This window comes from Rhizobium sp. SL86 (assembly GCF_026672545.1).
Taxonomy (GTDB): domain Bacteria; phylum Pseudomonadota; class Alphaproteobacteria; order Rhizobiales; family Rhizobiaceae; genus Neorhizobium.
On record NZ_JAPPRJ010000001.1, the window covers coordinates 1,386,694 to 1,407,558 of the forward strand.

Annotated in this window: 18 protein-coding genes and 1 tRNA gene; 10 read left to right on the forward strand and 9 right to left on the reverse strand. The window is 62.7% G+C overall.

Translation table 11 applies throughout. The features are described from left to right. Nucleotides 1-172 precede the first annotated feature (172 nt). Nucleotides 173-2,125, forward strand: coding sequence for a hypothetical protein (locus OU993_RS07015; protein ID WP_268155697.1), 1,953 nt, complete (start codon nucleotides 173-175; stop codon nucleotides 2,123-2,125). An 83-nt stretch (nucleotides 2,126-2,208) separates the two neighbouring features. Here the strand turns inward: OU993_RS07015 and rpsA are convergent, their stop codons facing one another. The 3 genes from rpsA to OU993_RS07030 form a co-directional block, all read right to left on the reverse strand. Further along, the gene (gene rpsA, locus OU993_RS07020; RefSeq protein ID WP_268155699.1) at nucleotides 2,209-3,912 is read right to left on the reverse strand and encodes a 30S ribosomal protein S1; all 1,704 of its coding nucleotides are present in this window, start codon (nucleotides 3,910-3,912) and stop codon (nucleotides 2,209-2,211) included. Nucleotides 3,913-4,080: 168 nt separating this feature from the next. Continuing rightward, nucleotides 4,081-4,716, reverse strand: coding sequence for a (d)CMP kinase (gene cmk / locus OU993_RS07025; RefSeq protein ID WP_268155701.1), 636 nt, complete (start codon nucleotides 4,714-4,716; stop codon nucleotides 4,081-4,083). A gap of 90 nt (nucleotides 4,717-4,806) precedes the next feature. After that, nucleotides 4,807-5,640, reverse strand: coding sequence for a hypothetical protein (locus OU993_RS07030; RefSeq protein ID WP_268155703.1), 834 nt, complete (start codon nucleotides 5,638-5,640; stop codon nucleotides 4,807-4,809). 98 nt (nucleotides 5,641-5,738) lie between these two features. Between OU993_RS07030 and OU993_RS07035 the strand changes: the two genes are divergently transcribed. The 4 genes from OU993_RS07035 (at nucleotide 5,739) to OU993_RS07050 (ending at nucleotide 7,145) form a co-directional block, all read left to right on the forward strand. Beyond that, nucleotides 5,739-6,125 (forward strand): TIGR02300 family protein, encoded by a 387-nt coding sequence (locus OU993_RS07035; RefSeq protein ID WP_268155705.1) that lies wholly within the window; start codon nucleotides 5,739-5,741, stop codon nucleotides 6,123-6,125. Nucleotides 6,126-6,280: 155 nt separating this feature from the next. Further along, nucleotides 6,281-6,356 (forward strand) — tRNA-Ala (locus OU993_RS07040). A gap of 193 nt (nucleotides 6,357-6,549) precedes the next feature. Beyond that, nucleotides 6,550-6,846, forward strand: a complete 297-nt coding sequence (locus OU993_RS07045; RefSeq protein ID WP_268157549.1) for a type II toxin-antitoxin system RelE/ParE family toxin — start codon at nucleotides 6,550-6,552, stop codon at nucleotides 6,844-6,846. Between the two features lie 5 nt (nucleotides 6,847-6,851). Continuing rightward, the gene (locus OU993_RS07050; protein WP_268155707.1) at nucleotides 6,852-7,145 is read left to right on the forward strand and encodes an addiction module antidote protein; all 294 of its coding nucleotides are present in this window, start codon (nucleotides 6,852-6,854) and stop codon (nucleotides 7,143-7,145) included. A gap of 43 nt (nucleotides 7,146-7,188) precedes the next feature. Here the strand turns inward: OU993_RS07050 and OU993_RS07055 are convergent, their stop codons facing one another. Then, nucleotides 7,189-7,443, reverse strand: coding sequence for a hypothetical protein (locus OU993_RS07055; RefSeq protein WP_268157552.1), 255 nt, complete (start codon nucleotides 7,441-7,443; stop codon nucleotides 7,189-7,191). Nucleotides 7,444-7,558: 115 nt separating this feature from the next. Between OU993_RS07055 and OU993_RS07060 the strand changes: the two genes are divergently transcribed. Further along, entirely contained in the window at nucleotides 7,559-8,131 is a 573-nt protein-coding gene (locus OU993_RS07060) for a DNA-3-methyladenine glycosylase (protein WP_268155709.1), read from the forward strand. Between the two features lie 40 nt (nucleotides 8,132-8,171). On the opposite strand, the gene OU993_RS07065 is transcribed toward OU993_RS07060, so the two are convergent. Next, complete coding sequence (locus OU993_RS07065; RefSeq protein ID WP_442792937.1) at nucleotides 8,172-8,747, reverse strand: DUF922 domain-containing Zn-dependent protease; 576 nt, start codon at nucleotides 8,745-8,747, stop codon at nucleotides 8,172-8,174. 118 nt (nucleotides 8,748-8,865) lie between these two features. Then, nucleotides 8,866-12,567, reverse strand: a complete 3,702-nt coding sequence (gene putA, locus OU993_RS07070) for a trifunctional transcriptional regulator/proline dehydrogenase/L-glutamate gamma-semialdehyde dehydrogenase (RefSeq protein WP_268155713.1) — start codon at nucleotides 12,565-12,567, stop codon at nucleotides 8,866-8,868. 132 nt (nucleotides 12,568-12,699) lie between these two features. On the opposite strand from putA, the gene OU993_RS07075 reads away from it, so the two are divergent. After that, nucleotides 12,700-13,161, forward strand: coding sequence for an Lrp/AsnC family transcriptional regulator (locus tag OU993_RS07075; RefSeq protein WP_268157553.1), 462 nt, complete (start codon nucleotides 12,700-12,702; stop codon nucleotides 13,159-13,161). 193 nt (nucleotides 13,162-13,354) lie between these two features. Here OU993_RS07075 and OU993_RS07080 read toward each other — a convergent pair whose 3' ends face one another. Further along, complete coding sequence (locus OU993_RS07080; protein WP_268155715.1) at nucleotides 13,355-13,528, reverse strand: DUF1328 domain-containing protein; 174 nt, start codon at nucleotides 13,526-13,528, stop codon at nucleotides 13,355-13,357. Between the two features lie 203 nt (nucleotides 13,529-13,731). On the opposite strand from OU993_RS07080, the gene OU993_RS07085 reads away from it, so the two are divergent. Then, on the forward strand, nucleotides 13,732-14,589 hold the full coding sequence (locus tag OU993_RS07085) for a DMT family transporter (RefSeq protein ID WP_268157555.1): 858 nt from the start codon (nucleotides 13,732-13,734) through the stop codon (nucleotides 14,587-14,589). 2 nt (nucleotides 14,590-14,591) lie between these two features. On the opposite strand, the gene OU993_RS07090 is transcribed toward OU993_RS07085, so the two are convergent. Beyond that, complete coding sequence (locus OU993_RS07090; protein ID WP_268155716.1) at nucleotides 14,592-15,743, reverse strand: fumarylacetoacetate hydrolase family protein; 1,152 nt, start codon at nucleotides 15,741-15,743, stop codon at nucleotides 14,592-14,594. A 289-nt stretch (nucleotides 15,744-16,032) separates the two neighbouring features. Further along, complete coding sequence (locus OU993_RS07095) at nucleotides 16,033-17,364, reverse strand: dicarboxylate/amino acid:cation symporter (protein WP_268155717.1); 1,332 nt, start codon at nucleotides 17,362-17,364, stop codon at nucleotides 16,033-16,035. A gap of 207 nt (nucleotides 17,365-17,571) precedes the next feature. Here OU993_RS07095 and OU993_RS07100 point away from each other — a divergent pair, with 207 nt between their 5' ends. Beyond that, the gene (locus OU993_RS07100) at nucleotides 17,572-19,449 is read left to right on the forward strand and encodes an ATP-binding protein (protein ID WP_442792882.1); all 1,878 of its coding nucleotides are present in this window, start codon (nucleotides 17,572-17,574) and stop codon (nucleotides 19,447-19,449) included. Then, entirely contained in the window at nucleotides 19,446-20,813 is a 1,368-nt protein-coding gene (locus tag OU993_RS07105) for a sigma-54-dependent transcriptional regulator (protein ID WP_268155720.1), read from the forward strand. Before OU993_RS07100 ends, OU993_RS07105 begins: the two co-directional genes overlap by 4 nt. Nucleotides 20,814-20,865: the final 52 nt, after the last annotated feature.

Here is a 20,865-nt window from a genome sequence, read left to right on the forward strand (position 1 = left end):
TCTGATTATAGAATAAGTTAAAGAAAAATTTACGGTTGTTGCCAATAGTTGCTGAATAAACGGCATTCAAGACGCCATGAGGCGCCGCGGCAGCGGCCCATAACACGGTCGCAACAAGCTTTCTGCCCGTAGCCGGCCTGTCCTTTCAACCGACACCGTGTGGAGCATAGCCATGTTGCCGCCTGTCGCTGCCCTTTCGGACACTGCGCTCAGTCAGTTCAACCAGTCGCAATATCTGCCGGCCTCCAGTCGCGTGCAGATCGGTAATCCGCGTGGTGATAGCGTTGTCGGTCCGCTGACCTCTCCGGCAGCCTTTGCCAGCGATCGGCGTGACGTTCTTTCCCTGTCCGGCCAGCTGCAGCTGGCGCAGGGTCTCTCCTCCGTGGCCGAGGCTGTTGGTGGCGTGCTGAAACTGGCACGCCATGAGGGGGAAACGCTTACCGATTATGCCGATCGCCTGGCCGAGACGATCGCCGCCCTGCCGCCTGCCGAGCGGGTGGCGCTGCAGCGCGTCCTCATGCAGCTCATCAAGGGCGTGACACTGCGGCTTCTCGTCGACATTCTGAAAAACCCGTTCGGACCGGAGGCAACGAGGCTGTCCCTGCAGCTGGAGACGGAGGCCGCGACCGAGCGTGATCCCGTGACCAAGCTCGTCGTCACCTCCTATCGCCAGAACGATGGATCCGGAGCAGCCATCGGGCCGCAGGCTCGGCCGGTCTTTACCACGAACGGCGCAGCACTGCTCGCCGCCGCCGCGCAGAAGGTGCCCGGCCAGCCCACGGCCCAGGCTCAGGCCCAGGCGCTCCCCCAGGCCTCAGCTCTGGCGACTGCATCGGAGGCAGGCGGCCTGGTCCCGACCGATTTGTCCGAATCGACCGTCGCCACGGTCTCGCCCGATGCGGACGTAGCTCAGCAGACATTCGCGCAGAAGGGCGGACAGCCGGGCGCACTTGCCGTTGTCCTGGAGAATGGCCAGACGACCTATCATCCGGACGCGGCTGCGGCACTCGGCGCGCTCCCGGCGGCACAGGACAAGGCGGAGGACGTGAGCGGCCCGACCGGCGCACGCATCGCTCAGGCGCTCACCGACAAGGGGCCGGAAAGCCTGGAGTTCGTTGACCTGCCGGAGACTGGATTGACATCCTCCGGGCGGGCAGACGCAGCGAAGACACCGGCCACCGATCTGGCACCGCCGGTTCGCGACGAGGTGACCTATGACGGACCGGCTCTTGCACGTCAGGGCTCGCAGCGAGCGCAATCCTTCACCTCTGCCGCCGCACTGCGCTTGCAACAAGTGTCGGTCGAACTGGCGAGCGCCGGGGCGACCCGCATGGCGGCGAATGCCGCTCTTGTGTCGCCAACAGGCAGGCCGGTCATTGCGGTCGTGGAAACCTCAGCTGGGACATCCGACCGTTATGCGGCGGTCTTTGCCGGCGACAGTTTCGGCGACGAGTTCTCCTTCGGACCGAAAGCTCAGGGGCAGGTTTCCTCGGCATCCGTCAGCCCGCTTCCAGCGATAGCCTCTGCCGGGACAGCACAGCCGGCAGCGCTGACGGCGAATGCCGTTTCACCAGCCGAAGCCGCCGTTCAGGCCGCGCAAAACGAAGGAGCAAATGCTGGAGCGGTCGTTGATGAGATGCAAACCGCCTCCACGCCGGCCTCGGCACAGGCAGAGGCCGCAGATGCCGCGATGATGAACGAACCGTCGTCGCAGGTGGCAGCACAGACAGATGATATTCCGGTCGATCCGGCTTCCCACCGGCAGGACGGTCTTTCTTTTGCGCCAACCCGCACGGCCTCGACCACGGCCTTCGTTCCGGCTTTCGTACCCTATCCGGTCAGCGCCCTTGCCACACAGGGCAGTGGCGATCTGGTGCGCCCGGTGGAGGCCGTCGATGAGGATGACCGTTCCGGACGTCGTCGGCATGGCCGCGGCCAGGGGGGAGAAGACGAGGCGGGCAGCGAAAAGCAGAGCGATGACGAGTTCTCTGCATCCGACGCAGCGGAAGCGGAAACGGAAATGAGCGCGGACACGGAGACCGGCAAAACGGCGCCGACGGCGCATCTGGCCGCCGATCGCCACGGCGAAGCCCAGGATTTCTATCAGCGCTTAGCGGCCTGGTAGGATTTTCAGCAAGACAGTCAAAACAGAAAACCCGCCGGGCGATGCCAGGCGGGTTTCTTTTGTTTCAGCCGAAGCGACGAGGATTAGTCGTTGCTGCGGTTCTTGAGTGCGGCACCCAGGATGTCGCCGAGCGATGCACCCGAGTCGGACGAACCGAACTGAGCCACGGCTTCCTTCTCTTCTGCGATCTCGAGAGCCTTGATCGACAGCATGACCTTGCGGTCCTTCTTGGAGAAGTTGACGACGCGGGCGTCGACGGTCTGACCGACCGAGAAACGCTCCGGACGCTGCTCGTCGCGGTCGCGGGACAGATCGCCGCGGCGGATGAACGAGGTGATGTCTTCGTGGCTGACGAGACGGACTTCGATGCCACCGTCGTTGACGGCGATGACTTCGCACGACACGACAGCGTTCTTGCGCAGGTCGCCGGAGGTTGCAGCTTCACCGACCGTGTCACGGCCGAGCTGCTTGATGCCGAGCGAGATACGCTCCTTCTCGACGTCCACATCGAGAACAACAGCGCGAACGACGTCGCCCTTGTTGAATTCTTCGATGACCTGTTCGCCCGGACGGTTCCAGTCGAGATCCGACAGGTGAACCATGCCGTCGACATCGCCTTCGAGGCCGATGAACAGACCGAATTCAGTCTTGTTCTTGACTTCGCCTTCGACTTCCGTGCCAGCCGGGTGGCTGTAAGCGAATGCCTGCCACGGGTTTTCAAGCGTCTGCTTGAGGCCGAGCGAGATGCGGCGCTTGGACGGATCGACTTCGAGAACGACCACGTCAACTTCCTGGCTCGTGGACAGGATCTTGCCGGGGTGAACGTTCTTCTTCGTCCAGGACATTTCGGAGATGTGGATGAGGCCTTCGATGCCCGGCTCCAGCTCAACGAATGCACCGTAGTCGGTGATGTTGGTGACGGTACCGGAGATCTTCTTGCCAACCGGGTACTTGGCAGAGATGCCATCCCACGGATCCGACTCGAGCTGCTTCATGCCGAGCGAGATGCGGTGGGTTTCCTGGTTGATGCGGATGATCTGAACCTTGACCTGCTGGCCGATGTTCAGGATTTCCGACGGATGGTTCACGCGGCGCCATGCCATGTCGGTGACGTGCAGCAGGCCGTCGATGCCGCCGAGGTCAACGAACGCACCGTAATCGGTGATGTTCTTGACGACGCCGTCAACAACCTGGCCTTCTTCGAGGTTCTGAACGATTTCAGAACGCTGCTCGGCACGCGACTCTTCGAGAACCGTACGGCGCGAAACAACGATGTTGCCGCGACGCTTGTCCATCTTGAGGATTTCGAAGGGCTGCGGGTTGTGCATCAGCGGGGTCACGTCGCGGATCGGACGGATGTCGACCTGCGAACGCGGCAGGAAGGCAACGGCGCCGTCGAGGTCAACCGTGAAGCCGCCCTTGACCTGGTTGAAGATGACGCCTTCAACGCGCTCGCCAGCTTCGAACTTGGCTTCCAGCTTGATCCAGCTTTCTTCGCGGCGAGCCTTTTCGCGCGACAGAACAGCTTCGCCAAGCGCGTTTTCGATGCGCTCGACGTAAACTTCAACTTCGTCGCCGACCTTCAGCGAGCCGTCCTTGCCCTTGGCGCCGAATTCCTTCAGCGGAACGCGACCTTCAACCTTGAGGCCTACGTCGATGACGGCAACGTCCTTTTCGATCGCCGTGACCGTGCCCTTGGCAACATAGCCTTCGGCAAGATCGTGAGAGGCAAAAGATTCTTCGAGGAGGGCCGCGAAATCTTCCCGCGTGGGGTTTGCTACTGACATGAAATCTCCTGATCGTGCCCAGTCAGGGCACGTAACGCGCCGGGGGGTTGGTGTTGCTCATACCCAAAGATCAAGCCCGCCCTACACACTTCGAGGGCAATCCGGCGCGGGGACCAGGTCTTCAAGTTATTCGTCTGACGATGATCTGCCGGGCGTGCCGGCGGATCGTCAATTCCTGTTCAAGGCCGCGTCGATGATGGTCTTCGCCGCTTGAAATGCGGCCTCTATACTCATTTCCGACGTATCTAGCAAGTGCGCATCGGCCGCCGGTTTGAGGGGGCTGTCGGCCCGGCCCATGTCGCGCTCGTCACGCTTTTTCACGTCCTCGAAAATGGCCGCAAAATCAGCCGAACCGCCAGCGCCGATGATCTCGTCATAACGCCGTCTCGCCCGCACCTCCGACGAGGCCGTGACATAGAGTTTGACCGGTGCGTCGGGGCAGACCACGGTGCCGATATCGCGGCCGTCCATCACCACGCCGGGTTCGCGGCGCGAGAAGGCGCGCTGCGCCTCGACCAATGCCCGGCGGACGGCCGGCATGACGGCTATCTTCGAGGCGGCCTCGCCGATGTCATGCTTTGCCAGAACCGCACGTTCAAGCCCCGCGAGATTGACCTCCAGCGCCGTCTTTTCCGCCACGGCTTCGTCATCGAGCGGAAGACCGGCGTCAAGCAATGCCTTGGCGGTCGCGCGGTAGGTCAGGCCCGTATCGAGATGCTGGAAACCGTAGGTCTCGGCGATCTTTCGCGACAGGGTGCCCTTGCCCGCAGCTGCCGGTCCGTCGATGGCGATGATAAAGCCCATGAAGCACTCCCGCTTGAAGGTTCGTGGGCGCTTTAGCGGAAAAGCGACAGCCTGGCTACCGGGAGGGCGACCAGGCAAGCTTGCCGTCGCTCAGTCGGCAGCCAATGCGGAGATATCGAACGAGGCCGCCGCCAGAGGCCGCCGCCCGATCATGGCGAGCGTGAATTTGCCCTGCTCGCCGCCTTTCATTTCGAAGCCGGCACCGAAGCTTTGAAAGAGACTGAGAAAGGAGGAAGCGTCCTCCAGGTCGATCACGGTCAGACCGGGCGTGTTCAACGCGGAGAGAAGAATGGCAAGCGTCTCGACGGAATCTCCTGCCCCGACGCGCCATCGTGCCGGCGGCGGCGTTTTCGATCCGCACAGCAAGACGCGCCCGTCGCCCTCGTCCTTCATCTGCAGGCCGATCGGCAGGAACGGTGTAGCCAAAACCTCCAACCCCTCCCCCACGAGGGTCACGGGGACATCATGGGATGAGACAAGACCGATCAAGAGCGCCGCCGTCAACGGCGCACCCGTCACATTGATGGGCAGGGCCGGTTCCAGAAGGACGCCTGTGCCGAGACCGGAGACAATAAATCCATCCGGTGCGGTTTCGATCGTTGCACCAAACGCTCTTGCAGCGGCGATCGCGACCGTCATTTCCTGCGACAGCGCGACGCCGCAGAGCCGGCTTTTCCCGGCCGCAACGGTCATCAAGAACAGAGCCGCAGCGGCCAGGAGATCATCCGCCGTCCCGTTGCCCGGCGCGCGCGATGCACCGCCCCGCATTGCGGCTCCGTTTCCCGGCTTTGCCTGTTGTGACATCGACACTCTAACCGCCACCTGATCCGCGCTTGCGGCTCCCTGCTTCAGGACCGCCTTCGCGGTCATCGACGGGAAACTCTGGAAATGCAAGGCTTTCCCGCCCAAGTTTGCCTTTGACATGCCAATCCACAAGGATTAAGGGGACCGGCTAATAATTTTGTGAGCGCCGCGCACGCGGCAACGCCGAGAGAATCGGCCATTTGCACGGGGCATCGACAGTGGCAAAAGCGGAACTTGGTACCAAGCGCACCGACCCGGATACGGGCAAGAAATTCTACGACCTCAACCGTGACCCGGTTGTGTCGCCCTACACGGGCAAGTCCTGGCCTCTCTCCTTCTTCGAGGAGAACACGGCACAGATGAAGATGGAACAGGCCGAGGAAGAGGAAGTCGCGGAAGTCGACACCGAAAACCCGGATGTCGAACTCGTCTCGCTCGAAGAGGGTGACGATGCGGCCGCCGGCGACGACATTCCGGATATCGGCGATGACGACGTCGAAATCGACGGCGACGACGACGACACCTTCCTGGAAGCGGACGAAGACGATGACGATGACGACGTCACCGGCATCATCGGCGTCGGCGGCGACGAAGACGAGGTTTGATTTTCCTCGCAAATTCGGGCCCGGACGAAAAAATCGCCGGGCCTGTCATTTTTAGGCTTGCACTCCGAAACGACCGGACGTATTAAGCCGCCACCCCGACGGAAGCACTGCTTCAGACGGGGTTCCCGGAACCGGAAAATGCCCGGTACCCTGATGGGGCTATAGCTCAGCTGGGAGAGCGCTTGCATGGCATGCAAGAGGTCAGCGGTTCGATCCCGCTTAGCTCCACCAAACTTCCCTTTGATAACACGCAGAAAAATCAAAGATTGAGCTGATGTCGATATCTTTCGCGTCAGCTAGGGCAATCTTGATGATCTCGGTTTTGGACGATTTGGGATTTCACCCTGCCGCCGCCCATCAGCGCGAATTGCGGTTTGATCCGGACTAACTTGCTCATTTGTAGCTTATGCGCTACATTTTCTTCATGTTCGAGATACGGGAAACCGAAACCTATGCCGCGTGGTTTTCCCGTCTGAGGGATGAACGTGCCAAGGCGCGTATCAATGCCCGGATATTTCGCCTGTCGCTGGGAAATCCTGGAGACGTCAAGCCGGTTGGCGGAGGCATCAGCGAGCTCCGGATTGATGACGGCCCGGGCTATCGGGTCTACTTTATCAAGCAGGGCAAAGTGGTGATCATACTGTTGTGTGGCGGCGACAAGGACACGCAAGTGGCCGACATTGCAGCGGCGAAGCAGATGGCAAAAGACGTGAAAGGATAACGAGCATGGCGATCAGAACGACCAGATGGGATGTCACACAACATCTCGATACGGACGAAAAGATGGCTCTGTTTCTGGAAGCGGTCTTCGAGGAGGGCGATCCGGCGACCATCGCGGCAGCGATTGGCGAGGTCGCCAGAGCCCGCGGCATGAGCCAGATCGCCAAGGATGCGGGATTATCCAGAGAGAACCTTTATCGCGCCCTCAGCGGGGACGGAAATCCGGAGTTCGGCACTGTCATCAAGGTCATCAAGGCCATGGGGTTTGATCTCAAGATAGCGCCTCACAAGGCAGCTTGAGCAGCCTATGCCGGAAACGCGGGATCCCCCGTCAACCGTGCCCTTACCGCCTCGGCTCCCCGCCCGGCGCATACACGCTTTTGCTCTCGAAGCGGAACTTGTGGCCGCATTGGCAGCGCAGCATGTATTTTTTCGGATCGCGGGCGGCGAATTCGGTGGCAAAACCCCTCGGCATCTCGTCGATCTGGAAACCCGGGTCCTTGCGGCGCGGGTCGTCGTCCTCGGAGACCTCGGCAAAGCCGGAGTGTCCACATTGGGGGCATTCGAGTTTTCGGGAATATCGGTCGCGTGCTGCCATGGCGGGAGAGGTAGAGACTTGGCGTCCGGCTGGCAAGGTCCTCTCTGCCTTGACCTTGTCATTGATGGTGGACGACCCCTTGCCAAGGGTGCGGACGCGGTCGAGATAGAAGGCCATGAGCACAGCGTTCGACCAGTCCCCCGATCTGTCGCGTTTCTTCGATCGCGATGCCGTTGCCGTGGCAGAAGGGCTGATCGGCGCAACCCTGACGGTGGAGGGCGTCGGCGGCCTCATCGTCGAGACGGAGGCCTATCGGCCGGATGACCCTGCCTCGCACAGCTTTCGTGGCGAAAGCCCGCGCAACCGCGCGATGTTCGGCCCCCCTGCGCATGCCTATGTCTACCGCTCCTATGGCATCCACTGGTGCCTGAACTTCGTTTGCCGCCCGGGAAGCGCGGTTCTCATTCGCGCATTGGAGCCGGTGACGGGGATCGAGGCGATGCAGGCCCGCCGCCGCATGGAAAACCCGCTGCTGCTGTGTGCAGGTCCCGGCCGGGTGGCACAGGCACTCGGCATCACCCTCTCCCATGACGGCGCTGGCCTGACCGCGCCGCCGTTTGCCCTGACCCTGCGGCACAGCGTACCGGAAACCGTCTGCGGCCCGCGCATCGGCATCACCAAGGCGATCGAGCTGCCCTGGCGATTCGGCCTGAAGGGCTCTGCCTATCTCAGCCGGCGGTTCCGTTAGGCTTTCCGGTCCGGACGACGAGCCAAAGGATGGTCTTCGATCAGGGACCGTTCACCAGAGCCAGGATGAGCTGGTGGACATTGCCGCCGGGGCTGAGTTCCACCCGGTCGAACTCGACATTCTTCGCCCGCTCCGCCTTGGACAGTTCGCCGAGGCGTGCCGTCAACACCTGCCGGATCTTCTGGCAGGAAGGATCGTTCTCCACCTTAAGGCCAAGGCTGAAGTCCTGGATCTGCTGCACGAGTTCCTGGATGAACAGGCCGTGCACACGCTCGTGTTTCTCGACACCAGCGATGAAGCGCCCCCAGCTTGCCGCGACATCCGGGCTCAACTTGTTCGCCGGCTTCGGCAGGGTGTAGGTGATGATGACCTTCGGTTTGGCCACGGTGATGGCACAGGCACTGCCCTGCGGCGTATAGGTGCGCGTCCAGGTGAGCTTGAAACTGGTATGGGCAATGGCCAGCCCGCCGCCGGCCTGTGGTGCGCGGGCGCCGATCGCCTCGTAAAGTTCCGCGCCGGTGTTGCCGGTGATGGCATAGGTCTTGATCTGCTCGACCGGCTGCCAGTCGCGTGCGTTCGCAACGCCGGGCACGGCAAACGCCAGAACCGGCGCCATTCTCATCGCGAACCGCACCACTTTACCGCCCAAGCCCTGCGTCATCCTGTTCCCGTCCGATTCCGCCGGCCCACTGCCGGCGGCGCATCATAGGGGGCCGAAGCCGGCTGGCAAGAGGTCAGCCGATGGTCATCAGGCTGGCATTTCCGCCGGCCGCCGCTGTGTTGATGGAGGTCGAGACCTCTTCCAGCAGCCAGTGCAGGCCATAGGCATCCGCCCGCCCCATGGCATCGGACGGCGCCGACTGGGGAAGCACAAGCGGCCCCGGCAGATCGGCAAGCCGCTGCAGGGCATGGGTGACCGCATCGCCCTCGCCTTCGATCAGCGCGCCGGCAAACGGAGCGTCGTTTTCCCAGTCGCGGATCAGCCGGATACGGGCGAGAAGATCGGCCGGCAGAGTGTCGAGAAGCGGGCGAAGGGCGGGCGGTGCGTCAACAAAGGCCGTATTGCCGGTGGCGAACACGCAGGCCAGCTGCGTCAGCAGGCCTTTTTCGGTCTGCGGCACAAGCAGGATCTTGCCCCGCGGATGCAGGGCATAGAGATTTCTCTCGCCCACCGGCCCCGGCAGTTCCAGCTCCAGGCCAAGCGCGGAGTGGCTGCCGATCACGCGGGCAAACTCCGCCATCTCAACCTGCTGGCGGTCGTCAAGGACACGGGCAAAGCGGGCCAGGACTGGATCGAGGTGAACGGAACTCAGCTGCGGCGGCTCCGGCGGTGTCTCCACCAGACGACCAAGATACAAGGGGCCGCCGGCCTTCGGGCCGGTTCCGGAGAGACCGCGCCCGCCGAACGGCTGCACACCGACGACGGCACCGATGACATTGCGGTTCACATACCGATTGCCGACCCTTATCCGGCTTAGAACATGGGCGATCGTTTCATCCAGCCGCGTGTGCAGGCCGAAGGTCAGGCCATAACCGGTGGCATTGATGTCCTCGATCAACCGGTCGAGGTCCTTCCGCCGATAGCGGATGACATGCAGCACCGGCCCGAATACTTCGCGCTCGAGATCCTTCAGCGATGTCAGCTCGATGATGGTGGGGGCGACGAAGGTGCCGAACACGCAATCCGCCGGCAGGGGCGCCTGGTGGATCGGTCGTGCGAGATCCCGCATCCGCGCGATATGCGCCTCGATCGTGCCTTGCGCCTCCCTGGTGATCACCGGCCCGATATCGGTGCTCAGCCGGTCGGTTCGGCCGACGGAGAGTTCCGCCAGCGCACCCTTCAGCATGGTCAGAACCCGATCGGCCACCTCCTCCTGCAGGCAGAGGACCCGCAGCGCCGAACACCGCTGGCCGGCACTGTCGAAGGCAGAGGCAATCACATCGGCGACAACCTGTTCTGCAAGCGCCGAGGAATCGACGATCATCGCGTTCTGGCCGCCGGTTTCGGCAATCAGCGGAAGCGGTTTGCCCGAAGCGGACAGGCGGCCGGCAAGCTGCTTCTGGATCAGGCGTGCCACCTCCGTCGAGCCGGTGAACATCACCCCGGCGGTCTCGCCCGCCCCCACCAGGGCAGCACCGATGCGACCATCGCCTGGCAGAAGCTGCAGCGCCGTCTGCGGCACGCCGGCCTCGTGCAGGATACGCACGGCCTCGGCTGCAATCAGCGGCGTCTCTTCCGCGGGTTTCGCCAGCACCGGATTGCCCGCGACGAGCGCCGCCGCCACCTGTCCGGTGAAGATGGCGAGGGGGAAATTCCACGGACTGATGCAGACGATCGGCCCAAGCGGCCTGTGCGCAGGCCCAAGGCTGCGCCTCGCCTGCTCCGCATAATACCGCAGGAAATCGACCGCCTCGCGCACTTCGGCAATCGCATTCTGTGCGGATTTTCCGGCCTCGCGCATGATGAGGCCCATCAATATGCCGATGCGGGCCTCCATCCCGTCTGCCGCCCGATCCAGGCAGGCGGCCCGCTCGGGTGCCGAAACGCCGGCCCAGTCGGACATGGTCTGCGCCGCCACATGCACGGCCTGTACGGCAACTTCTGCCGTGGCATCGACCACCCGCCCCACCACGTCGCGATGATCCGCGGGGTTGGTCACCATCTGCCCACCGGCCATCGGCGCGGCAAAGGCCAGCAGGGGTTCGGCGCGCCAGTCCTTCCCGGCACTTTCAAGCAGGCGAACGGAAAGATCCGCCAGCACCGCCTCGTTGCTCAGGTCAAGCCCCCTGGAGTTGCGACGCGCCGGTCCGAACAGATCGCCCGGGCGCGCAATTCTCTCGTGCTTCGATCCAGGCTGCGCCATGGCGCGCACCACATCGACCGGATCGGCTGTCAGATCGTCGACCGGCACCGTTGCATCGCCGATGCGGTTGACGAAGGAGGAGTTGGCGCCGTTTTCAAGAAGCCGGCGAACGAGATAGGCGAGCAGCGTCTCATGCGTACCGACCGGTGCATAAATGCGGCACGGCCGCCCGAGCTTTGCTTCGCCCACCACCTCCTCGTACAGCGGCTCGCCCATGCCATGCAGGCACTGGAATTCGTAGGCGCCGAGTTCGAACGCCGGGCCCGCAAGGCGGTAGATCGCTGCCAGTGTCTGAGCATTGTGCGTGGCGAACTGCGGGAAAATGACGTCGCGCCGCGCCAGAAGTTTTCGGGCACAGGCGATGTAGGAAACGTCGGTGTGGACCTTGCGGGTGAAGACCGGAAAATCCTCCAGGCCATCGAGCTGGGCGCGCTTGATTTCGGCATCCCAATAGGCACCCTTCACCAGCCGTACCATGATGCGATGGCCGGAGCGTTCCGCGAGATCGATGATGTAATCGAGCGCGAAGGGGCAGCGCTTGCCATAGGCCTGCACCACGAAGCCCATGCCATTCCAGCCGGCTAGATCCGGATTGAGGCAGAGCGCCTCCAGGAGATCGAGGGAAAGTTCGAGGCGGTCAGCCTCTTCCGCATCGATGTTGAGGCCGATGTCATAGGTCTTTGCAAGCTTCGCCAGCGCGGTCACGCGCGGCAGAAGCTCGTCCATCACACGCTTGCGCTGCGCGCGTGCATAACGCGGATGCAGCGCCGAAAGCTTGATCGAAATGCCCGGCCCCGCATAAACACCCCGTCCGGCGGCGGCTTGGCCGATTGCATGGATGGCATTCTCGTAGTCGCGAAAATAGCGTTCGGCATCGGCTGCCGTCGTCGCCGCCTCGCCCAGCATGTCGTAGGAATAACGAAAACCCTTTTCTTCCATCTCGCGGGCACGGGAGAGCGCCTCGTCGATGGTCTCACCGGTGACGAACTGCTCCCCCATCATGCGCATCGCCATGTCCACGCCGCGACGCACGACGGGTTCGCCGCAACGGGCAATCAGGCGGGTGAGCGCAGAGGCAAGGCTGCGGTCGTTGACCGTCGCCGTCAGTCTGCCGGTGACAACAAGGCCCCAGGTGGCTGCGTTGACGAAGAGGGAACGCCCGCCGCCCAGATGCGATTTCCAGTCTCCGGTCGAGATCTTGTCGCGAATGAGCGCATCGCGGGTGGCGGTATCCGGAATGCGCAGCAGCGCTTCGGCAAGACACATCAGCGCCACGCCTTCCTGGCTGGAGAGCGAATATTCGTGCACCAGCCCCTCGACGCCCGCCCCCTTCGGTTTGGCGCGCAGGGCAAGAACCAGCTGCCGGGCGGTCTCGCGGATCGCCTCCTTCTCAGCGCCCGTGACCGTCGCCGCTTCCAAGAGGGGAGAAAGACACTCCGGCTCGGGCCGCCGATAGGCCGCGGTGATCGCCTGCCTCAGCGCGGAAGGCTCGCCCGCCGCTGCGGCGAAGTCCCGGAAAGGCAAGATGGGGCTCTGTGTTTCAATGGGAGACGGCGCGCCTTGCGGGGTCATGAGACAAGCCTCGAAGAGAGAGTGTGTATGCTGCTCGAATTCTACCGCATCCCGGGTCTTTCATCAGACTTTATTTGTGGGTCACCATGCGCTAAAAGACCACATATTTCTTGTTTCTTGGGGGATTTGGCCATGGAGGCTGCAAAAACAGGACATCTGGACTTGTTCGACCTCAAGATCCTCGACGAGATCGCCGACAATGGACGCATCTCCGTCACCGAACTTGCTTCCAAGATCGGCCTTTCAAAAACTCCGTGCAATGCGCGGCTGAAACGGCTGATCGACGAGGGTTATATTCAAGGCTTCCGCGCCGTCATCAACCCGCAAAAGCTCGGGCTCGATCATGTCGCCTTCACCGAGGTCAAACTGTCGGACACGCGCGAAAAGGCTCTGAGCGAATTCAACCAGGCTGTCCGCAAGGTCAGGGAAATCGAAGAATGCCACATGATTGCCGGGCGTTTCGATTATCTTCTGAAGGTCCGGACGCAGAACATCCGCCGCTACCGTGAAGTGCTGGGAGAAAAGATCTCGAGCCTGCCGCATGTGGCAAGCACCTCAACCTCCGTCGCAATGCAATCCGTCAAGGAGCGTTGACGCTCGCGAATTGGGCAGACTGGCTGTCCTTTTTTATGCGGATCGTACCGTTTTCAGGCAAACTGCCCTCGCCGGCCACTTTGCGATCTGGCTGAATACAGAGGCTCACGCGCAGCCGTACGTGAGCTTTTCCCCCAGATTGCCCCGTCCTTCGGCGGGGCTTTTTTTCTTTTCTTCCCGTATCAGACTGCTGTCAGAGCAGAACGCTTCCGGCCATGAAGGCGAGGATGAGGAAGATCAGGAACAGCGCGATTGCCAGGAAAAACAGGATCCGCGCAATGCCTGCGGTTGCCGCGGAGACGCCGGAAAAACCGAGAAAACCGGCAACGAGAGAAATAATAAAGAAAACCAGGGCCGCCTTGAGCATGATTGCACTCCGCTTTATGCGCATCTTGCTGATCAACGGCCAAAGATTTTATAGGTTCCCTTGGCGCTTCGGCTTCAAGCCCGGGATGGTTTGCGGATCGGCGATGAGGGCCGTTCTCGAAGGCGCGCGACAGCACTGACATAGGAGAGCACCTGGTGCGACGGAAACTCACTGTTCTCGGGCTTGCCCCCGGGCCCGCGCTGATGCTGCTCGGCATGCTGATGTTTGCCATGAACGATGCGATCGGCAAATGGCTGGTGGCCAGTTACGGGCTCGGCCAGGTCATTCTCATCCGCAGCGTGGCGGCCCTGCTCATCCTGACGCCGTTTCTCTGGGCGGGCGGCATCAAGCCGCTCCTGCAGGTGGAGCGGCCGCGCCTGCAGTTTGCCCGCGTCGTGTTCTCCACGGCGGAAATCTTCTGTTTTTATTATGCCGTCATGTACATGCCGCTCGCCGATGTGATGACCTATTGGCTGGCTGCCCCCATCTATGTCGCGGCAGCCTCGCCGCTGCTGCTCGGCGAAAAGGTCGGCTGGCGGCGCTGGACGGCGATCGGCATCGGTTTCGTCGGTGTCATCATCACGCTCGAACCGTCGAAGGCCATGTTCACCCTGCCGGCTTTGATTTCGATTCTCGGCACCGGCGCCTTTGCCTTCATGCTGCTCTCCGGTCGCAGCCTTCGCCAGACGCCGGACAAGGCGCTCGTGCTGTTTCAGCTGACAGGCGCGGCGGTTGCCGGGCTCTTCATCGCGCCCTTCGACTGGTTGCCCATCCAGTCGACGCCGCAGCTGATGCTTCTCGGGCTGCTTGGCGTCGTCGCCATGGGCGCACACATGCTGGTCAACCGGGCGCTGAAGATCTCCGATGCCGCGAGCGTCGCGCCCCTGCAATATACGCTTCTTCTGTGGGCGGTGTTCTTCGGCTGGCTGTTCTTTGACGAGGTGCCGCGCCCGACCATGCTGGTGGGCGCCGCTCTCATCGTCGGCTCGGGTCTCTTCATCTTCTTCCGCGAACAGCAGCTGAAAAAGAAAGACAGCGTGCTGCCAAGCGTGCCCGAATAACGTCAGAACAGCCGGCGCTGCGCGAGATTCTTCATCAGCGCGCCGGTTCCGAATGTCCATTCGGGGCAGGCATCGCTGCGGTCCACCCAGTTGACGAGGCGACCGAGGCTCGGCGTCGAGATCTCCACCCGGTCGCCGATCTCGTGCGTGAACCCCTGGCCGGGCGCCCGCCTGTCCTTGACCGGCGCAAACATGGTGCCGAGAAAAAGAACCGCACCGTCCGGATACTGATGATTGCGATTGCGAAGCTGCCCGGCAAGGTCTGCCGGTTTGCGGCTGATCGCCGCCATATGGCTTTCGCCGCTCATCGTGAAACCATCCGTGCCCTCGACCAGCAGCGAGACCTTGAGTTCTTCCACGTGCGAGAGGGTGAACGCAGCATCAAAAAGACGGATGAACGGGCCGATCGCACAGGACGCATTGTTGTCCTTCGCCTTGCCGAGCAACAGCGCCGAGCGGCCTTCCACGTCGCGCAGGTTCACGTCATTGCCGAGCGTCGCACCGATGATCGTGCCGTCGGCGCGCAGGACGAGGACGACCTCCGGCTCCGGATTGTTCCACTGCGAGATCGGGTGGATGCCGACCTTCGCCCCGCAACCAACCGCCGACATGACTTGTGCCTTGGTGAATATCTCGGCGTCGGGGCCGATGCCCACCTCGAGATATTGCGACCAGAGGCCCATCTCCTGCAGCAGCGCCTTCACCTCGGCGGCCTTCTGCGATCCGGCCACCAGACCGCGCAGATTGTCGCCGATGACCGGCGCCAGCCGCGCGCGGATATCCTGCGCACGCGACGCATCACCACGCGCCTGTTCCTCGATCACGCGTTCAAGCATGCTGTCGGCAAAGGTCACGCCTGCAGCCTTCACCGCCTGCAGATCGATGGGTGCCAGAAGTTCTCCGGCACTGCCGTCCAGATAGTCCGCAAGCGGACCGAGATCGGCAAGCGAACTGCTGTTGACCACCTCCAGAAGATCGTCGCGCTCCAACAGCAGCGACATGGTCGGGCCGAAGGATGTCAGGTCATACAGGCGCTCCCCCCGCACCGTGACCAGGCATGGGCCTTCGGCGCTGCGTGACCAGACGCGCCCGACCAGGCAGGCCTCCTCCTTTGGCAACAGGTCCACCGGTCTCAGGCTGTGTTCAATCCGCATGTCTCTCTCCCAATCTGCGTTGGCAGACCGCTTCCGCCTGCCGCCCGTTGTTTTATACGAAAGATTGCGGATGAAAACCGGTTCCCGGTCAACCGCCGGCTCCGACGTTTGGTCGCCGTACTGGATCGCGTCCGGCCAGCAGGAGGGGATAACGCGGTCCCGAAACAGAAAACCCGCCGGATCGACGGCGGGTTTGTGAGAGCGGGTTTGTGAGAGTGGGCCGCCACGGACATCGTCTCGGGCGGCCCATCTTCTTGAGACGTTGCGGTCTCTTTCCTTGGGAGGAAACTTATTCCGCCGGTTGCAAGACGGCCGGGGCAGTCGGTTCTGCCGGCAGGTGGCCCGCCAGCGCTTCCGCCAGCTTCGTCTGGTCCAGTTCGTTTTCCCAGCGTGCAACGACGATGGTGGCCACCGCATTGCCGACGAAGTTGGTCAATGCCCGGCATTCCGACATGAAGCGGTCGATGCCGAGGATCAGCGCCATGCCGGCAACCGGAACCGCCGGAACGACGGAGAGCGTCGCCGCCAGCGTGATGAAACCGGCACCGGTGATGCCGGCCGCACCCTTGGAGCTCAGCATGGCCACCAAAAGCAGCAGGATCTGATCAGCAAGCGACAACTGGATATCCGTTGCCTGGGCAATGAACAGGGCAGCAAGTGTCATGTAGATGTTGGTGCCGTCCAGGTTGAACGAATAACCCGTCGGGATGACGAGACCGACAACCGAACGCTTGCAGCCGGCACGTTCCATCTTCTGCATCAGACCGGGCAGAGCCGCTTCCGAGGAGGACGTGCCGAGGACCAGCAGAAGCTCTTCCTTGATGTAGCGGATGAGCGCCACGATCGAGAAGCCATTGTAACGGGCGACGGCACCGAGCACCACGAAGACGAAGAGCAGCGAGGTGAGGTAGAAGGTGCCGATGAGCATCGCCAGGTTGGCGATCGAGCCGATGCCGTATTTGCCGATGGTAAATGCCATGGCGCCGAAGGCGCCGATCGGCGCAGCCTTCATCAGGATGGCGACCAGCTTGAAAATCGGCGCGGTGACGGCATTGAGGAAATCGGTGACCGGCTTGCCGCGATCGCCGACCATGGCGAGCGAAATGCCGAACAGCACGGAGAAGAACAGCACCTGCAGAATATCGCCTTCGGCGAAGGCTCCGACGATGGTCGTCGGAATGATGTTCATCAGGAAACCGGTGATCGAGGTCTCGTGGGCCTTGGTGGCATAGGTCGAGACGGCTTTCGCGTCGAGCGAGGCCGGATCGATGTGCATGCCGGCACCGGGCTGGACGACGTTGGCGACAATCAGTCCAACGATCAGCGCCAGCGTCGAGAAGGCGAGGAAGTAGATCATCGCCTTGCCGGCCACACGACCGACCTTCTTCAGGTCAGACATGCCGGCAATGCCGGTTGCGACCGTCAGGAAGATCACCGGGGCGATGATCATCTTGACGAGACGGATGAAGGCGTCACCCAGTGGCTTCAGCGAGGCGCCGAATTCGGGATAGAAATGACCGAGCAGGATACCGGCGGCAATCGCCACCAGCACCTGGACGTAGAGCTGTCGATACAGCGGAATTTTGCCGCGCGGCGTGGCGGCATCAAGATGCAAATCCATGTGTCTGATCCTCCAGCGCGCCCCCACCGTCTCAACGGTTCTCCCGGGGCGGTCTTTGATGATGCAGCTTGCTTCGCAAATGCCGTGCCAGACCAAGGGACAACATCTATCTATCTGTAATCACGCTATATTTCTAGAAATCCATCGGACGCCGCTCTCTGATTTGTGCGGATTTTCGCACTTTCCGTTTACAGAGCTGGCGGATTCATGCACAATCATCCGATGACACGCTTCCCCTCCGCCAGCCGCAAACGCCTTCTTGCGTGGGGCACCAACAGCGCCCGTGCCTGGGTCCTGTTTGCCTGCACCAGCCTTCTGCTGGCTGCCGGGTCGCTTCTGCTCGCCCAGCAGATCGCCACCCGCACGGCACTTGAGAGCCTCGAACGGCAGGGGCGAGCCGATGCGGGCCTGAAGGTGGCCCTGTTGCGCGCCGTGCTGGAGCGTCCGCGCTCGCTGCCTCTCATCCTGTCTCGTGACCGGGAGGTGGAAGAGGCGTTGAAGGCGCCAGATAGCGCCCGGATCGCGGCGCTGAACCGCAAGCTGGAGGATCTTGTTGCCGGCACATCGGCCTCCGTCCTTTACGTCATCGACGTGAAGGGCCTGTCGATTGCCGCCAGCAACTGGCGGGAACCGTCGAGTTTCGTCGGCAGCGATTATGCCTTCCGGGCCTATTTTTCCGGGGCGATCGACAAGGGCCGGGCTGAACATTTCGCACTCGGCAGTGTCAGCGGCAGGCCCGGGCTCTACATCTCCCACCGCGTCGATGATGCCGCCGGCAGGCCGCTCGGCGTCGTGGTGGTCAAGACGGAATTCGACCAGTTGGAGAGTGACTGGCGCGATGCGCTGCGGCCGACCTTTGTGGCAGACGATAACGGCGTGGTGCTGATCACCAGCATTCCGTCGTGGCGGTTCATGTCGCTCGGCACCGCCTCTCCGGAGGTCCTGAGCCGGGTAAGATCAAGCCGCCAGTTCGGCGAGGAGATGCTGCTGCCGTTGCCCATTCTCTCTGGCGCCCCACTCAGCGAGAATGCCCGCCGTGTGGAGACAGCACTTCCGGGCGGTACCCGCGAGGGATTTGTCGAGGTCGGCCTGCCGGTCCCGTCGACGCCCTGGTCGCTCCACTTCCTGCTGCCGGTCGAGCCGGCGCTGAATGCTGCCATCCGCCAGGCGCAGATGGCGGCCCTGCTGCTGCTCGCGCCCTTTCTGGGGCTCGTTGCCTTTCTCATTCGCCGGCGCCAGCAGGTGCTGGCGCGGATTGCGACCGAGCAGGCAGCCCGCCTGGAACTGGAACAGCGGGTCGAGGCCCGCACGCTCGCTCTTCGGCAGGCCAGAGACAGGCTGGAGGCGGAAATTGCCGATCACCGCGCAACGGAGGCACGCTTGCAGGGCGTGCAGCAGGAACTGGTGCAGGCCAATCGCCTGGCGATCCTCGGGCAGGTGGCCGCCGGCGTCGCGCACGAGATCAACCAGCCCGTTGCAACGATCCGCGCCTATGCCGACAATGCGAGGACCTATCTCGACCGCCAGCAGCTGGAACCGGCTTCCAGCAACCTGACAGAGATCGCCGAACTGACGGAGCGGATCGGCACCATCACCCAGGATCTGAAGGCACTTGCCCGCAAGGGCCGTTCTGCACCGGAACCCGTTCCGGTCCGGGATGTGCTGACCGGCGCCGTGATGCTGCTGAAGAGCCGGTTTGCCGGCCGGCTCGAGGCGCTTGTCCTTGATCTGCCGAACCCGTCTCTCCTGGTGCTCGGCAATCGTCTGCGGCTGGAGCAGGTGATGATCAACCTGTTGCAGAACGCGCTGGAGGCGATCGAAACGCTGCCGGGCGGTCAGGTGCGGGCGTTTGTCGAGGAGGCCGCGGGAACGGTCACTGTTGTCGTGCAGGATAACGGCCCCGGCATCGCGCCGGAGGTGCTGCGGCAGCTGTTCACGCCCTTCAACACATCCAAGGAGGCGGGCCTTGGATTGGGTCTCGTCATCGCCAAGGATATCATCAGCGACTACGGCGGGCATATCGGCGTCGAAAGCCGCCCGACAGGCACGCGTTTTTCCGTCACGCTCAAGCGAGCCAACCCATGACCTGCCCCTCTCCCGTCATCCTGATCGACGATGATCGTGCACTGCTGCGCGCCACAAGCCAGACGCTCGAACTCGCCGGTTTTGCCGTGTCCGCCTTCGAATCACCGATCGAGGCCCTCGCCAATATCCACGCCGATTTTCCGGGCATCATCGTCTCGGATGTCCTGATGCCACGCATCGACGGCCTCGAACTCTTCGACCGCGTCCGGACGATCGATCCGCAGCTGCCGGTGATCCTGATCACGGGACATGGCGACATTCCCATGGCGGTAAAAGCGATCCAGGACGGGGCCTATGATTTTATCGCCAAGCCGTTTGCCGCCGATCGACTGGTTCAGTGCGTGCAACGTGCCGCCGAAAAAAGGGCGCTGGTGCTGGAAAACCGGGCGCTTCGCCAGGCGGCCGAGACCGAGGACGGCGATCTGCCGCTGATCGGCCAGACGCCGGTGATGGAGCGACTGCGGCGAACCTTGCGGCAGATTGCCGATACCGATGTCGACGTGCTGCTGACCGGCGAGACCGGCACCGGCAAGGAGGTGGTGGCGAGCCTGCTGCATCGCTGGAGCCGCCGCACGAAAGGCAATTTCGTCGCGTTAAACTGCGGCGCGCTGCCCGAACAGATCATGGAGAGTGAACTTTTTGGCCACGAAGCCGGCGCCTTTACCGGAGCACAGAAGCGGCGCGTCGGACGCATCGAACATTCCAGTGGCGGCACCCTGTTCCTCGATGAAATCGAAAGCATGCCACCCGGCACGCAGGTGCATATGCTGCGCGTGCTGGAGATGCGCGAGGTGACGCCGCTCGGCACGAACGAGATCCGTCCGGTCGATCTCAGGGTCGTGGCGGCCGCAAAAGTCGATCTCGGCGATCCGGCGCAGCGGGGCGATTTCCGCGAGGATCTCTATTACCGGCTAAACGTAGTGACGCTGTCGATCCCGCCTTTGCGCGAGCGTCGGGACGACATTCCGCTTCTTTTCCGCCATTTCACCCAACGCGCCGCCCGCCGCTTTGCCCGCGAGGTGCCGCAGCTTTCCTCGGCAGTGTCCCGCCACCTCGCAGACCATGACTGGCCGGGCAACGTGCGCGAACTGACGCATTTTGCAGAGCGTTTCGTGCTCGGCCTGGAGCCGGTTGCCGACCGTGCCGGCGCGCTTCCTGCCGGACGAGAGACTGAGGCGGTGGATGCCCTGCCAGACCGGATCGCGCGGATCGAGGCAAAAATCATCCGCGAGACGCTGATGGCGCATGAGGGCGACGTGCGCAAAACCATCGAGGCGCTCGGCATTCCGCGCAAGACGTTCTACGACAAGCTGCAGCGGCACGGCATCGTGCGCGGCGCCTTTTCCACGCGTGGCGACGGTTAGGGAATTGCTCCGCCACACCGTTGATATCCGTCTGTCACATATCCTTGTCTAG